The following is a 13,957-nucleotide window of genomic DNA, read 5'->3' on the forward strand; positions in this document are numbered from 1 at the left end:
GTCCGGTCCGCCGTGCCGCTCAGTCCTCGTGGCGGGCGATGCGTTCGTCGTTGAGGGCGTTCACGGCGCCGCGGGCGTCGCCGATCGTGGCGTAGTCGACGGCGACCAGGTTCACCGGCCGGCCGCGGGCGCGCTCGCACTCGCGGGCCCGGTCGAGCACGAAGTCGCGGGCGTTGATGCGGCCCGCGTCCAGGCGGCTGCCGCCGCTGTTGGTGATGAAGTGGTTCATGAGGAAGAGCTGCTTGTCGTCGCCGCCGCGGTTCGGCGCGCACGTCATGTCCTCGGGGGTACGGAACGCGAACGGGGTCTCCATGCCGTACCGGTAGAAGTTGCGGTACCAGGGCGCCGGGCCGTCCGCCTTCTCCGCGAACACCACCAGGCGCCGGTCCCGGTCGATCATCTCGCCGAGCGTCGGCCACGGCTCGTCCGGGTCGTCGTCCGGCGTGAAGACCACGTCCTCAAGACCGGCCCGGCGCATCGCGGCGGCGGTGTCGGTGCCGCTGATGCCGTCCTGGACCACGAGCGTGACCACGTCCGACGGGTTCTGCTCCAGCCAGTCGCCGATCTTCTCCAGCTCCGGGACCAGCGGCAGCGCGCCGCCGCGGCAGACGGCGTGGCAGAGCCAGGTGCCCTTGCGGGGCGGGTCGACGGTGTTGAGCACGGAGCGGATCTGCCGCTGCATGGTCGGGGTGAAGTCCGACTCCGCCAGCCGCTCGGTGATCTCCGGCGGGGTCTCCCAGCGGTGGGTGTCGATCAGCAGGGCGCGGACGCCGTCGTTGAGCTGGCCGGTGATCGACGGGTCCTGCAAGGGGGCGATGAAGCGGTCCTGGGAGGTGGCCATCGCGTTGTGCGAGGCGAGCTGGGCCACCTCGTCGTAGCGCAGCTCGCACAGCTCCTCGCGCCCGTTGCAGCGGCGGTCGGACTCGCCGCCGAAGGCGTTGGGTACGAACACGGCCCCGGCCAGCGCGGCGACGACGACGCCGACCGCACCCCAGCGGTAGCGCGGCGGCATGGGCGGGGCCGGTACGGGCCCGCCGGGTTCCCCCGGTTCCGGCTTCTCCGCGCCCGGCTCCCCGGTCTCCGGTGTCCCGTGCTCCCCGGCCCCGGGCTCGGCGGTCGCGCTCTTCCCGGTCTCCGCCCCGGCGCCCCCCGGGGCCTCGACGCCCCGCTCGGCCGCCGCCGTCCGTGCCGCGGCGATCGCCGTCGCCCTGCGGTGCCACAGCCAGCCCCCTGCGGCCAGCAGCACCCCCGCCGTCAGCGGCACCGCCGCCGTCGTCAGCGCGACCGTGTAGAGCCGGTCCAGCGCCGTGCGCTGCACGTCGGCCAGGAGCCGGGCGGCGGAGTCCGGCCAGTTCCCCGGCGCGGCGGCGACGCTGCCGCCGACCATCCCGCGCACCACCAGCGCCAGCACGAACGTCAGGGCGCCGCCGCACGCCAGCGCCCCGCCGATGCGCACCAGCCTGCGGCCCGGGGCGCGCGGCCCGTACCGCCACAGCACCGCCAGGGAGGCCAGCCCCAGCAGGACCGCGCCGGTCTGTACCCAGCCGAGGCCCAGCTTGGTGAAGGAGCGGGCCTCGCGCGCCGGGCGCAGCTCGTCGCCGGCGGAGTCGAACTCGGAGGCCAGGTCCCACGACACCCCGTCCGCCGTGTTCCGCAGCGCGGACGCCGCGGTCTCCTCCCGCCCGGAGAAGAGCGCGGGCCCGACCTCCGCGAGCGCCGTGGCCAGGTCGCCGACGCCGAGCGAGGCGAGCAGCCGCGGGCGCAGCTCCGCCCGCTCGTCCGCGGGTACGGCCCGCAGCACCGTGTCGGTGGCGGTCCGCACCTGGGCCTCGGTGAGGTCGAGGGTCGGCAGGCCCTCGGGGCGCTCGCCGTCGGCGATCCGGTTCACGGCCTCGCCCAGGTCGGACTGGAAGGAGGCGTAGTCGGGGGCGGGCTTGTCCTGGAGGTTCGCGACGACGTCGGCGAAGTGGACGTTGCCCACGGCGCCCAGGTTGTCGAGCACCGGCCGCAGGTCGACCTCCAGGGTCAGGTCGTCCTTCTCGCCGCGCAGGTACGCCACCGCGTCCCCGATCACGTCTTCGGCCAGGGCCCGCGCGGTGTTCGGCGGCAGGACCGTCTTGAGGTTCGAGGTGATGACGGCCTCGGGCACGGGCAGCCGGGCGAGCAGGTCGCGGGTGACGCCCGACGCCTCCGGGTCGACCAGCACCTGGTCGTAGAGCCGGTCGTAGGCGTGCTCCCGGTCGAGCGCGGCCCGGTAGAAGCCCGCGTCGGCGACGGTGGAGCGGGCCGTACCCGCGATGACCAGGACCGCCGTGGCGAGCGACGCGACCACGAAGGCGAGCCACCGCAGGACGACGGCGTCCCGCGGCGGCGCGGCCTCCCCGACCCGCCGCACGATGCGGGCGAGCCGGGCTCTGAGCTTGTCGAACGGGGTCATACGCGGTTCCTGCCTGCTGTTGCCCCCCGAGCCTACGGGCTGCGCGCAGGAAACGCCCCGGACCGTGATTCCGCACCCGCCGCCGGGCGCCGCCGGGTCAGGGGGCGGCGGGGGCGAGGAAGTCCCGCGGGGACAGCGCCCCGGCCACGACGCGGGTGTCGCCGATCCAGCCGTAGAAGCCCTGCCCGAACCTCTCGTCGAACTGCGTGGCGCCGATGACGAAGGGCTTGCCGAGGGTGGCGATGCCGGTGGAGCGCCGGGTGGGGTTGCGGGCGATCTTCGAGCCGTCCACGTACACGATCGTGCGGCGGCCGTCGTTGACGACCGCCAGGTGCATCCAGCGGCCCACCGGCAGCGTGTGGCTCCACGAGGTGGGGTCGGCGTCCTGCCGGTGCGGGTAGACGACGAACTGGAGGAAACGCTCGGGGGAGAGATTCAGGCTGCACGTCGGCTCGTCCGGGGACCGGCCGGTGGTCTTGCCCGCGTCGCCGTTGCGGCCCTCCCAGCTCAGGATGCCCATCCAGGCGTGGTCGCCCTCGAAGGGCTCCGGCAGCTTCACGAACGTCTCGATCGTGTAGCCGGAGGTGAACTTCTCGCTGTTGAGCGGCGCGCCCGCCGCCGTGGTCAGGATCGCGCCGCGGTCCGGGCCCTTGCCGCCCGGTCTGGAGCAGTGCGCGTCTGTCGAGGCGGGCGCGCTGCCCGCCGGCCTCTTCCGCTGTCCGGTCCATGGGAACTCCGTCCGCGAGACGTGGTGTCAGCGGCACTGTGCTGATCAACCGTGGCCGCGGGATGGCACGGACCTGAACGACGCCTGTTCACCACCGGACCAGAACCGCGGTTGCGGCTCCTGCGGCAGGAGGGGACGTACGGGAAGGGAAGGCGGTCACTTCAGACCGGTGTGTGCGAGGCCCTCCACGAACTGGCGCTGCGCGAAGACGAACACGGCCAGCACCGGCAGCGCGGTCAGCGACGCCGCGGCGAGCTGCACGTCCCACATCGGGCCGCCGTAGGCGTCGGTGAACTGCGTCAGCGCCTGCGGCAGCGTGAACTTCTCCGGCGTGGAGAGGTACACGATCGGCTCCAGATACAGGTTCCAGCTGTGCAGGAACGTGAAGATCCCGACCGCCGCCAGCGCCGGCCGCGCCAGCGGCAGCGCGATGCGCCAGTAGATCGCGAAGCGGCCCAGGCCGTCCATCCGCGCCGCCTCCTCCAGCTCGGCCGGCAGCGTGATGAAGAACTGCCGCATGATGAACGTCGCCAGCACGCTCGGCGCGCCGAGGATCGGCACCAGGACCAGCGGCCAGTGGGTGTCCGTCATTCCCCAGTCGTTGAACATCTGGAACAGCGGCACGATGGTGACCTCGCTGGGGATCAGCAGGCCGGTGAGGACCACCAGGAACAGCGCGTTCTGGCCGCGGAAGCGGATGCGCGCGAAGGCGTAGCCGGCCATCGACGACACCGCGAGCGTGCCGATCGTCACCACCACCGCGATGTACATGCTGTTCCAGTACTGCTGCGCGAACGGCTGGAGGTCGAAGACCCGCTCGTACGCGCCGAACCCGGGGTTGTCCGGCCAGAGGGACGGCGGGAACGCGAAGATCTCGCTCGCCGGCTTCAGCGACGAGGTCACCATCCACCACGTCGGGAAGACGAACGGGACGAGGAGCACCAGCAGCACCCCGTAGAGCACGAGCCTGGCGCGCCGGGGCAGCTTATGACTCATGGAAGACCCACTTCTTGCGCATCTGCCACTGCACGACGGTCAGCACGAGCACGATGACGAAGAGCAGCACGGAGAGCGTCGCGCCGTAGCCGAAGTGGTGGAACTCGAACGCCTGCTGGTAGAGGTAATAGACGAGGACGGTGGTGGAGTTGCCCGGGCCGCCCTGGGTGAGGACCGCGATCTGGGCGAACACCTGCAGCGAGCCGACCACCGTGATGATCGAGGTCAGCAGGATCGTCGGGCTGATCAGCGGCACCGTGATCCGCACGAACTGCCGCCACCGCCCGGCGCCGTCCACCGTGGCGGCCTCGTACAGCTCCCGCGGCACGCCCTGCAGCGCGGCCAGGAACAGCACCATGTTCAGCCCCACGTTCTTGAAGACCTGCACGACGACCACCGAGATCATCGACGAGGTCTCGCCGCGCAGCCAGTTGGGCCCCTCGACGCCGATCAGGTCGAGCCCGGCGTTGATGCCGCCGTTCTTCTGCAGCAGGAAGCCCCACACGATCGTCCAGGCGACCAGCGAGACCACCACGGGCGAGAAGAACAGGGTGCGGAAGACGATGCTGCCGCGCAGCTTCTGGTTGAGCAGCACCGCGAGCGCCAGCGCGAGGCTCAGGTTCAGCACCACCAGGCCGGCGGAGAAGAACGCGGTGGCGCGCAGCACGCCCGGCAGCTTGGGATCGTCGGCCAGCGCCCGGTAGTTGTCCGCGCCGACCCCGTGGAAGCTCCCGGCCAGCACGTTCCACTCGTGGAAGCTGTACCAGAAGACCAGGACCAGCGGGATCAGGACGAACAGGACGCTGCCCAGCAACTGCGGGGCGATGAACAGGTAGCCGGCCAGCTGGTCCCGGCGGCGGGCGGTCCAGAAGGGCCGCCGGGAGCCCTCCCCGCGCGGGCGCGGGTCCGCCGCCTTGGCCCGGGCGCGTTCCAGGGTCGCCATGGCGGCGCCGTCACTTCTCCAGTTGCGGCTGGATCGCCGAGCAGACGTCCTGGAGCGTCTTCGCCACGTCGGCGTCGGGCTTCCACAGCGGGTCGAGCGCGGCGCGTACGGCGTCGAACAGCTCGGCCTGGTTGGTGTGGGTGGGCTTGACCTTGCCGTTCTCGATGCCGCCGATGACGACCTCTTCGAGCTGCGCGGGCTTGAGCTGCGGGTTGCTCTTGGCGAGGGTGTCCGCGTCCAGCTGGGAGCTGCGGGCCTGCGGGAAGTAGCGGCCGAGGGCGGCGGAGTTCTTCTCGTTCGTCATGAACGTCAGGAAGTCGACGGCCTCCTCGACGTTGTCGCCGTTGCCGAGCACCCCGAGGCCGGCCTGCCCGATCACGTCGTACGAGCCCGAGGGGCCCTCCGGCAGCGGCACGAAGTCCCAGGCAAAGCTGTCGTCCAGCAGGGAGGCCCGGCTGATCTGGGTGACGGTCATCGCTGCCTCGCCGGAGAAGAAGTCCGCGGTGGTGCCCGGCGCGGGCATCGCCTCCTCGGCGAAGATCGCGTCGTGCAGGAACGTCATCGCCTCGGTCATCTCCGGGGCGTCGAACGCGCAGGTCTTGCCGTCCTCGCTCCAGGGCTCGGCGCCCCAGCCGTCCCAGACGGTGGCCAGGTTGTCCCACAGCTTGTAGTCGAAGTCGCCGATGACCATGCCGGCCTCGCCGGTCTCGTCCCGTACCGCGCCGCCGACCTTTGCGACCTCCTCCCAGGTCCACTTCCCCTGCTCGATCAGCTCGGCCGGGGCGGGCTGGCCGGCGTCCTTCAGCATGTCGGTGTTGACGAAGACGCCGAACGGGGAGGTGGAGAAGGGGTAGGCGTAGAGCTTGCCCTCGTGCTGCCACAGCTTCTTCGCCGCCGGCAGCACGTCCTTGTCGTCCTCGATCTCGGCGAGCGCGCCGGAGGCGACGAAGTCGGGCGCCGAGTTCTCGAAGATCCAGGCCAGGTCCGGGGCCTTGCCGCCGGCTATCTGGGTGGTCAGCGCGGTGGTGTAGCTCTCGACCGGCAGGGTGTCGAACTTGATCTCCTTCACCTCCGGGTGCTGCTTGCGGTAGTCCGCGGCGATGCCGTTCAGGAGCTTCAGATGCTCCTCGTTGCCGGTCCAGATGGTCATGCGCAGCGTGACCGGGCCGCCGTCGGAGCCGGAGCCGCCGTCGGAGCCGCCGCACGCGGTGAGCGCGAGCAGGCCGGCGGCGGCGAGGGCGACGGGCTTGCCGCGGACGAGGGTTCCCCGGCCGGGCCGGGTGCGAAGCCGTGATGGCGAAGACATGCGGGTGCCTCCTCGGATGTCGGTTCTGTCGGTGACCGTCGGTCAGTAGCCGCTGATGTCGGGCCAGCGCAGCTCGACGCCGTGGGCGGTCAGGGTGCGCTGGAAGTCCTGGAGCAGCCGGGGGGTGTTGCGTACGGCGCGGGGGGTGAGGCCGTGCGCGACGCAGTGGGCCGCGAGCAGTCCCGCGGCCTCGCCGATGTTCCACTCGACGGGGTGCAGGCGGTAGCAGCCGTTGGTGATGTGGGTGGTGCCGATGTTCTTGCCGGCGGGCAGCAGGTTCTCCGTGCGCCGCGGGAGCAGCGCGCCGAGCGGGATCTCGAACGGGCTGGACGGCACGTCGATGTAGGTGTCGCGGCCGGTGGAGGGGTGCAGGTCGATGCGGTACATGCCGATGCCGACCGAGTCCGGGTAGCTCACCGCGCCCTTGCCGCCGCGCACGTCGAGCGACAGGTCCTGCTCCACGACGGTGTACTCGGCCCGGATGCGCCGCGACTCGCGGATGTACGGGGCCATCGCCAGCCCGTCCGCGCCGCCGCCGGTGACGTCGCCGCGCAGCCGCAGTCCGGGGAAACCGGTGCCGCCGTCGGGGCGCGGGGCCTCGGTCTGCATCCAGTACAGCAGCGACAGCGACAGCCCGCGGGCCTCCGCCAGCCGGGCCGCGGCGTCGGGCACGTCGACCACGGGCGCCTCGAAGTAGTCCACCATCGGCCAGTTGACGAGCGTGACGTCGCTGGCGTACGCCCCGGGCGCGAACTGGTCGCGGGCGGCGATCCGGCGGAACGTCCACAGGTTCGTGTCCCCGCCGCTGCGCCGCTGGTCGGCGACGACGGCGAGCGGATCGTCACCCGGGTTCGGGGTGAACTCGCGCTCGACCAGCTCCAGCGTCCGCGGGTGCGGGGCCCGCCAGGACAGCAGCGGAGCACCCCAGAACTCCGGCTCGTAGTCGCGCCAGAAGCCGTACGAGGCGGGCCGGTCGATGGTGTGGTCGCCGTCGACGTGGTCGACCGCGAAGCAGTACGACACCGCCTGCATGTTGAGCGGCTGCGCCTCGTCGGGACCGCTGGGCTCGCCGGTCTCGGCACCGGACTCGAAGCCGGTGACGTACTCGGTGCCGGTCAGCGGCAGCAGTTCGCCGGTCTCGGTGGCGTCCAGCACGTACGGCGCGGTGAGCACCAGCGGCTCGCCGCCGCCGGGGCGCTCGACCGTCACCGAGGCGACCCGGTCGCCGTCCGTCTCCGCGGCCACCGGGCGGTAGGGCTGCAGCACGGTCAGCCGGCCGGCGCCGCGGTACGGGGCCAGCAGCTCGTCGATCACCGCGACGGCCACCCGCGGCTCGTGGCAGAGCCGGCTGACATGCCCGGCGCCCGGGTTGAGGTCCGGCTTGGCACGGGCGGCGGCCGTGAGCGGGTAGTGGCGGCGGTAGTAGTCGCGGATGCCGTCGCGCAGCGCCCGGTACGAGGCGGTGGCGCCGAACTGCTCGATCCAGGTGTGCTCGTCGGGGGGCACGGCCTGGCTGGTGAGCTGGCCGCCCAGCCACTCGTACTCCTCGGTGAGGATCACCGAGCGGCCGGCGCGCAGCGCGCCGAGCGCGGCAGCGACGCCTCCGGTGCCGCCGCCGACGACGAGGACGTCCGCGTGCATGGGTCTCCCTGGGGTGCTGAGTCGGAGGTGGGGCAGGGGTGGGTCGCGGGCAGGGGGTGTCAGCGGGCGGGGGCGGCGAGCGTGACGCCCTCGACGAGGCGGCAGTCCAGCAGCCGGCGGGTGTGCTCCGCCCGGCCGTGCAGCATGCCGGTGAGCAGGTCGACGGCCTGCCGGCCCATCTCGGTGCGGCGCAGCCGGAAGCCGGTGAAGTCCACCGGCGGGTCCACCGGCGCGGTGGGGTCGCCGAGCGCCAGCATCGACAGGTCCCGCGGTACGTCCAGGCCGCGGGCCGCCGCCGCCTCGTACAACTTGACCGCGTCGTGCAGGAACTCCACGAACACCGCGGTCACCCCCGCGTCGAGCAACTGCTCCAACTGCTCGGCGGCCGGCTCCCCGCGCGCCCCCAGGTGCGGCGCGCCGGGGCCTGCCACCTGCCGGAACCCGGTGAGCCGGTCGTCGGACGACTCCGCGCCCGCGCCCGGCCCGGCGAACGCCAGCCGCCGGTGCCCCAGCGCCCGCACCCGCTGCACGAGCCGGGCGGTGGCGGAGACGTAGTCGGCGCCGATGTACGGCACGGGCCCGCCGTCGGCGTCGTCGCGGCGGCCCACGCAGACGAAGGGGTAGCGCTCGGCGACCAGCCGGCTCAGCTCCTCGTGCGGGATCTCGCGGCCGAGGAGCACGCAGCCGTCGGCGACCCGGAGCCGGTTGTTCTCGTGGAAGATGCGCCGCTGCCCGGCGGTCACCGGGGCGGAGGTGAAGAGCAGCAGGTCGCAGCCGCTGCGCTCGGCGCTCTCCTCGATGCCGCGCAGGAACGGGTGGTAGAAGTCGGCGCTGGTGCTGGGGAAGACGGGCTCGTAGGTGAAGACCCCGAGTATCTGGTTGAGCTGCTTGGTCAGCCGGCGGGCCATGGGGTCGGCGGCGTAGCCGGTCTCGCGGATCACGCGCAGCACCCGCTCGCGGGTCTCGGGGGCGATCCGGGCGGCGTCGGGGCGGTCGTTGAGCACGAGCGAGACCGTGGTCTGACTGACGCCGGCGAGCCGGGCGATGTCGCGCTGGGTGAGCCTGCCGGGGGCTTCTGACATGGGAGTCGGGGCCTTCACAGTGGGTAGCTAATGCGTATTGCCTGACTGCTGTGCGAGGAACCTAGAGCTGCCCGCGGAAGGCCGTCAAGGGGTGTTGCAGCAGCGGTAATGCGAATTAGCAGATTACCGAGAAGGACTGTGCCCTGATTGCGCCAATTTCGGGGCGTACGCGGGAGAATGGGCGCCGCGCGGCCGTGGCGGCGGCCAACCGGACGCGGACCGGCCCGTTTTCGCCTTCGCGGCGGCCTGCCGGCGCCCGGGGTGGCTCGGGTGCCCGGACCGGGGTACGGCGGCCCCGGGTGCCCAGCGGCGGCGGCCGTGCCCGGCCGCGAGGCGTACCGGCGCCCTCACGCGCCGGGCACGGGCCCCCGGTGGGTCAGCGCGACGGCCGCCCCGCGCGCCGCGGTCCCCGGCGGCGCGATCTCCTCCGGCTCGCGCCAGCTCCCGTCCCGCAGCGTCCACACGGCGTGCACCGCGCCGTCCGCGCCGGCGAACACCGCGTCGAGCCGCTGCGCCGCCGCCCGGTGCCCGAGGCCGACCGCGGTCGCCGGCGCGCACATGCCCGGCGGGGCGGCGGTCACAGGACCGCGCCAGCCCGCCTCGCCGGCCGCCGACAGCGCCAGCACCGAGCCGTCGACGCCGGCGACCACCGCGGTCAGCCGCTCCGCGGACTTCCCGTACGCGAGCGACACCGGCGAGCCGGGCGCGCAGTTGCCCGCGGGCGCGACGACCTCGGGACCGGTCCACCGGCCGCCGCCGTCGGCCCACATGACCTGCACCGCGCCGTCCGTGCCGGTGAACAGCGCGGTCAGCCGGCCGGCGTCGACCTGGGACGCGAGCGTCACGCCCGTACCCGGCGCGCAGGTGCCGGGCGGGGCGAGGACGGCGGGCCCGTGCCACGGGTGGTCGACGTCCGCCCACAGCGCCTGTACGGACCCGTCCGCACCCGCGAACACCGCCTCCAGCCGCTCGGCGGGACCGCTCCGGCCCAGCCCGACCGCGGTGCCGGGCGCGCAGGTGCCGGGCGGGGTGAGGGGCGCGGGCCCACGCCACGGTTCGCCGTCCGGGGCCCACAGCGTCAGCACCGCGCCGTCGGCGCCGGTGCACAGGGCGTCCAACTGGTCCCTCGTCCGCTGGTGCGCGAGCGTGACGGCGGCGCCGGGCGGGCAGGTCCCCGGCGGGGCGACCGCCGCCGGGGCGTGCCAACCCCGGCCCCGTACGGACGACATGACTTGAATCGACCCGTCCCTGCCCGCGTACGCCGCGTCCAGCCGGCCCGCGGACGCGCGGTGGGCCAGCCCGACCGGGGCGCCGGGACGGCAACTCCCCGCGGGCGCGACGACGGTGGGCCCGCGCCAGGGTCCGCCGTCCGCCGCCGCCAGTGAACGCACCGTTCCGTCCGGTCCTGTGAAGAGCGCACCCGCCTGGGAAAGGGCGTCCGATTGCGGCATCGTGGCCTCCGGGTCAGAGGCCGCCGGCCCCGTTTCGAGCGCGACGACCTGGGGGGACCGGACCACGTGTGCGACGGCAATGATGCCGTACGGCGGCGGATCCGGAAATGCGGAACCGCCGTCGTGTCGGAAGTGCGTCACGTCATCCCCTTCAGATGGCACGGTGCTGTCACCGTGCGGTGCCCCTTGTTGGTAACACCCTGCCCCCCGGCAGTCGATCGTCGTTTGAGGCTATGCCGCGCCGCCGTCGCGCGGCGGCTGTCAAGACCGCGGAAACGCCTGAAGGGGTGATCACGTGGGGGGAATTCCAGCCATGATGGGGCCGGATTCGGCCCCGGGCGCGGGGGAAGGAGGGGCGTATGACGCGATCCTGGTGGGGCTGGGGCACCGTCGAGGACGCCGTGCGGGGCGCCGAACTCGCCGCGCTGCTCGACCGGGTGCGGCTGCTGTCGAGCGCCGAGCCCGTCGACCACCCGCCCCCGCCCGTCACCGCCCTCGGCCTGCCCTCGCCCCGGGTCGAGCCGCCCGCCGCGCTGGCCCGCCTCTGCTCCGCGGACCCCGCGGACCGCGCCGCGCACACGCACGGCAAGGCGTTCCGCGACGTCGTACGCAACCTCCACGGCGACCTGCGCCACCCGCCGGACCTCGTCGCCCGCCCGCGCCACGAGCGCGACGTAGCCGACCTGCTCGACTGGTGCACCCGCGCGGGCGTCGCCGCGATCCCCTACGGCGGCGGCAGTTCCGTGGTCGGCGGCGTCGAGCCGCGCTTCACGGACGGGCGCCCGGCCGTCACCCTCGACCTGGCGCGGCTGGACGCCGTGCGGGAGGTCGACGCGACGAGCCGCGCCGCCCGCATCCAGGCGGGTGTGTACGGGCCGCATCTCGCGGCGCAACTGCGCCCGCACGGGCTGGCGCTGCGGCACTTCCCGCAGTCCTTCGAGTTCTCCACCCTCGGCGGCTGGCTGGCCACCCGCGCCGGCGGCCACTACGCCACCCTCCACACCCACATCGACGATCTCGTGGAGTCCCTGCGGGTGGTCGCGCCGGCCGGCACCGGCGAGTCCCGCCGGCTGCCGGGCTCAGGCGCGGGCCCGTCGCCTGACCGGCTCTTCCTCGGCAGCGAGGGCGCGCTCGGGGTGATCACCGAGGCGTGGCTGCGGCTCCAGGCGCGGCCGCGGTGGCGCGCGCGGGCGTCGGTGCGCTTCGCGGACTTCGCCGCGGCGGTGGCGGCGACCCGGGCGGTCGCGCAGAGCGGCCTGCACCCGGCGAACTGCCGGCTGCTCGACCCGGCCGAGGCCCTGGTCAACGCGGGAGTCGGCACCGGCGGTGGCGTGCTCGTGCTGGGCTTCGAGTCCGCGGACCACCCGGTGGCCGATCGGCTCGCGCGGGCGCTGGAGCTGTGCCGCGACCACGGCGGCGCACCGGACGCGCCGGGGGAGCCGGGCGTAGGGGACGAATCCGGCGGTGCTACGGAACCGGGCGGGCGGCCCGGCGCCGGGGAGCTGGGCGGGCCGGGTCCCGACGGCGGTACCGGCGGCGGCGCGGGCGCGGCCTGGCGGTCGGCGTTCCTGCGGATGCCGTACCAGCGCGACGCCCTCGCCCGGCACGGCATGATCGCCGAGACCTTCGAAACCGCCTGCACCTGGGACGCCTTCGGCGCGCTCCACCACGCCGTCACCGACGCCGCGCACCGCGCCGTCCGCGCGGTCACCGGCGGCGGGGGAGTGGTCACCTGCCGCTTCACGCACGTCTATCCGGACGGCCCGGCGCCGTACTTCGGCGTCATCGCGCCAGGACGCTGGGGCAGCACCGTGGCGCAGTGGGACGACATCAAGGCCGCGGTCTCGGAGGCGATCGCGGCGCACGGCGGCACGATCACGCACCATCACGCCGTCGGCCGCGACCACCGCCCGTGGTACGACCGGCAGCGCCCCGACCCGTTCGCCGCGGCGCTCGCCGCCGCGAAGTCGGCGCTCGACCCGGCGGGCATCCTCAACCCCGGGGTGCTCGTCCCCGAGCGATGACCCCGCGGGGCCCCGCCGGGGGGCCCGCGGCCCGGCCGCGCGGCGGGAGTGCTACTGCCCCGGCTGCCCGGTCACGGGCTGCTGCGCCGGCTGCGGCGGCACGGGCGGGGGCCGGTGCTGCGGCTGCTGCGGCACGGCCTGCGCGGGCGGCTGCGGCTGCCGGGCCTCCTGGGAGTGCGCGGACTGCTGTGCCTGCGGGGCCTGTTGCGGCTGCCGGTCCTGGGGCTGCCTGTCCTGCGGCTGCCGGTCCTGGGGCTGCCTGTCGTGGGGCTGCCGGTCCTGGGGCCGGCCCAGGCGCCGCCCGGCCGGGTCCGCGATGGCGACCACCGACTGCTGCGCCTCGGCCAGCCGCGTCCGCGCCTCCTCGATGCGCTTGGCGTAGCGTTCCTGCTCCACCGCCGCCCGGATCTCGATCCGCTCCGCGGCCTGCCAGGCCCGGTCCCGCAGGTCCGCCGCCTCCAGCTCCGCCTCGCGCAGCAGCCCGGTCGCGTACTTCGCGTTGCCGTCGCGCCGCCGCAGATACTCCGAGCGCACCGCCTCGGCCTGCCGCTCCGCCGCCCCCAGCGCGTCCTCCAGATCCTGGAGCCGCGAGCCCGTCTCGCCGGAGAGCTTGCCCTCGCGCTCGGCCTGCGCCGCCTGCTGCGCGCCGATGTGCGCGGCGGCCTCCAGCGTCACCTGCTGGGCGCGCTGGCGGGCGTCCTCGCGGGCGCCGTCCGCCTGCCGCTGCGCGTCGGCGACGATCTGCCCCGCGGTCTCGTGCGCCTGCTTGATCCGCTGCCGCGCCCGCTGCTCGGCGTCGGCCCGCATGCGCTCGGCGTGCCGCTCCGACTCCTCGGCGCGCTCGTTCGCGGCGGCGCGGGCGGCCTCCTTCAGCTCCCGGCACTCCTCCGCGGCCCGGGCGAGCACCCGGTCCGCCTCGGCCTTGGCGTCGAGGAAGAGCTTGCGGGCGGTCTCACCCAGCGACTCGTACGTCTGCGGGCCGAGCGCGGCGGCCTGTTCGAGGAGCTGTGCCAGATGCCGCCCGCTCGCCTCCACCTGCGCTTCCAGGTCTCTGGCGTGGCGTACGGCGGCCTCCCGCTCGGCGAGCAGGTCGCCGACGACGCGGTCGACCTGCTGCGGCGAGTAGCCGCGGCTCCTCGTGGCCATCATGAAATCGCCGGGTTGCATCATCTCGCCCATCGTGCCCTGTCGTCTCGGCTACGCACTTCACCCCATGATGCTGCATCCGCAACCCGGAACCGGCGCCCGGGCCCGGGTCGCAGGCGGGTAGCGTGGCGTCGTCGGCGCGCTCGCGCAAGTCCCGTGGCAGGGCCGCGTGGTGGCGCCCCCGGGAGCGCCGCGGCACCGGGG

At 74.2% G+C, this 13,957-nt stretch carries 10 protein-coding genes; 1 reads left to right on the top strand and 9 read right to left on the bottom strand.

Annotation, left to right across the window (positions count from 1 at the left end):
- Positions 1–19: 19 nt before the first annotated feature.
- The 8 genes from OG946_RS33040 to OG946_RS33075 form a co-directional block, all read right to left on the bottom strand.
- On the bottom strand, positions 20–2,437 hold the full coding sequence (locus OG946_RS33040; protein WP_326799612.1) for a hypothetical protein: 2,418 nt from the start codon (positions 2,435–2,437) through the stop codon (positions 20–22).
- Positions 2,438–2,534: 97 nt separating this feature from the next.
- A complete protein-coding gene (locus OG946_RS33045) occupies positions 2,535–3,068 on the bottom strand; it encodes a LamG-like jellyroll fold domain-containing protein (protein ID WP_326800439.1) in 534 nt (177 codons plus the stop codon).
- A 252-nt stretch (positions 3,069–3,320) separates the two neighbouring features.
- Complete coding sequence (locus tag OG946_RS33050; RefSeq protein WP_326799613.1) at positions 3,321–4,160, bottom strand: carbohydrate ABC transporter permease; 840 nt, start codon at positions 4,158–4,160, stop codon at positions 3,321–3,323.
- Positions 4,150–5,103: a carbohydrate ABC transporter permease gene (locus OG946_RS33055; protein ID WP_326799614.1), complete on the bottom strand. Its 954-nt coding sequence runs from the start codon at positions 5,101–5,103 to the stop codon at positions 4,150–4,152. The genes OG946_RS33050 and OG946_RS33055 overlap by 11 nt, the downstream gene beginning before the upstream one ends.
- A gap of 10 nt (positions 5,104–5,113) precedes the next feature.
- Positions 5,114–6,409, bottom strand: a complete 1,296-nt coding sequence (locus OG946_RS33060) for an ABC transporter substrate-binding protein (RefSeq protein WP_326799615.1) — start codon at positions 6,407–6,409, stop codon at positions 5,114–5,116.
- Between the two features lie 42 nt (positions 6,410–6,451).
- Positions 6,452–8,050 carry an FAD-dependent oxidoreductase gene (locus OG946_RS33065; RefSeq protein WP_326799616.1) on the bottom strand — a complete coding sequence of 533 codons (1,599 nt, stop codon included), beginning with the start codon at positions 8,048–8,050 and terminating at the stop codon, positions 6,452–6,454.
- Positions 8,051–8,109: 59 nt separating this feature from the next.
- The gene (locus OG946_RS33070) at positions 8,110–9,132 is read right to left on the bottom strand and encodes a LacI family DNA-binding transcriptional regulator (RefSeq protein WP_326799617.1); all 1,023 of its coding nucleotides are present in this window, start codon (positions 9,130–9,132) and stop codon (positions 8,110–8,112) included.
- 347 nt (positions 9,133–9,479) lie between these two features.
- Positions 9,480–10,583, bottom strand: a complete 1,104-nt coding sequence (locus OG946_RS33075; RefSeq protein ID WP_326799618.1) for a hypothetical protein — start codon at positions 10,581–10,583, stop codon at positions 9,480–9,482.
- 359 nt (positions 10,584–10,942) lie between these two features.
- On the opposite strand from OG946_RS33075, the gene OG946_RS33080 reads away from it, so the two are divergent.
- Positions 10,943–12,607: an FAD-binding oxidoreductase gene (locus OG946_RS33080; protein WP_326799619.1), complete on the top strand. Its 1,665-nt coding sequence runs from the start codon at positions 10,943–10,945 to the stop codon at positions 12,605–12,607.
- Positions 12,608–12,658: 51 nt separating this feature from the next.
- Here OG946_RS33080 and OG946_RS33085 read toward each other — a convergent pair whose 3' ends face one another.
- A complete protein-coding gene (locus tag OG946_RS33085; RefSeq protein WP_326799620.1) occupies positions 12,659–13,777 on the bottom strand; it encodes a hypothetical protein in 1,119 nt (372 codons plus the stop codon).
- Between the last annotated feature and the right edge of the window lie 180 nt (positions 13,778–13,957).

The sequence above is a fragment of the Streptomyces sp. NBC_01808 genome, assembly GCF_035917395.1.
In the GTDB taxonomy this organism is placed as follows: Bacteria; Actinomycetota; Actinomycetes; order Streptomycetales; family Streptomycetaceae; genus Streptomyces.

Coding starts and splice junctions, on each gene's coding strand:
- OG946_RS33070 (WP_326799617.1), bottom strand. CDS start 9,132: ATGTCAGAAGCCCCCGGCAGGCTCACCCAGCGCGACATCGCCCGGCTC.
- OG946_RS33065 (WP_326799616.1), bottom strand. CDS start 8,050: ATGCACGCGGACGTCCTCGTCGTCGGCGGCGGCACCGGAGGCGTCGCT.
- OG946_RS33050 (WP_326799613.1), bottom strand. CDS start 4,160: ATGAGTCATAAGCTGCCCCGGCGCGCCAGGCTCGTGCTCTACGGGGTG.
- OG946_RS33060 (WP_326799615.1), bottom strand. CDS start 6,409: ATGTCTTCGCCATCACGGCTTCGCACCCGGCCCGGCCGGGGAACCCTC.
- OG946_RS33080 (WP_326799619.1), top strand. CDS start 10,943: ATGACGCGATCCTGGTGGGGCTGGGGCACCGTCGAGGACGCCGTGCGG.
- OG946_RS33075 (WP_326799618.1), bottom strand. CDS start 10,583: ATGCCGCAATCGGACGCCCTTTCCCAGGCGGGTGCGCTCTTCACAGGA.
- OG946_RS33040 (WP_326799612.1), bottom strand. CDS start 2,437: ATGACCCCGTTCGACAAGCTCAGAGCCCGGCTCGCCCGCATCGTGCGG.
- OG946_RS33055 (WP_326799614.1), bottom strand. CDS start 5,103: ATGGCGACCCTGGAACGCGCCCGGGCCAAGGCGGCGGACCCGCGCCCG.
- OG946_RS33085 (WP_326799620.1), bottom strand. CDS start 13,777: ATGATGCAACCCGGCGATTTCATGATGGCCACGAGGAGCCGCGGCTAC.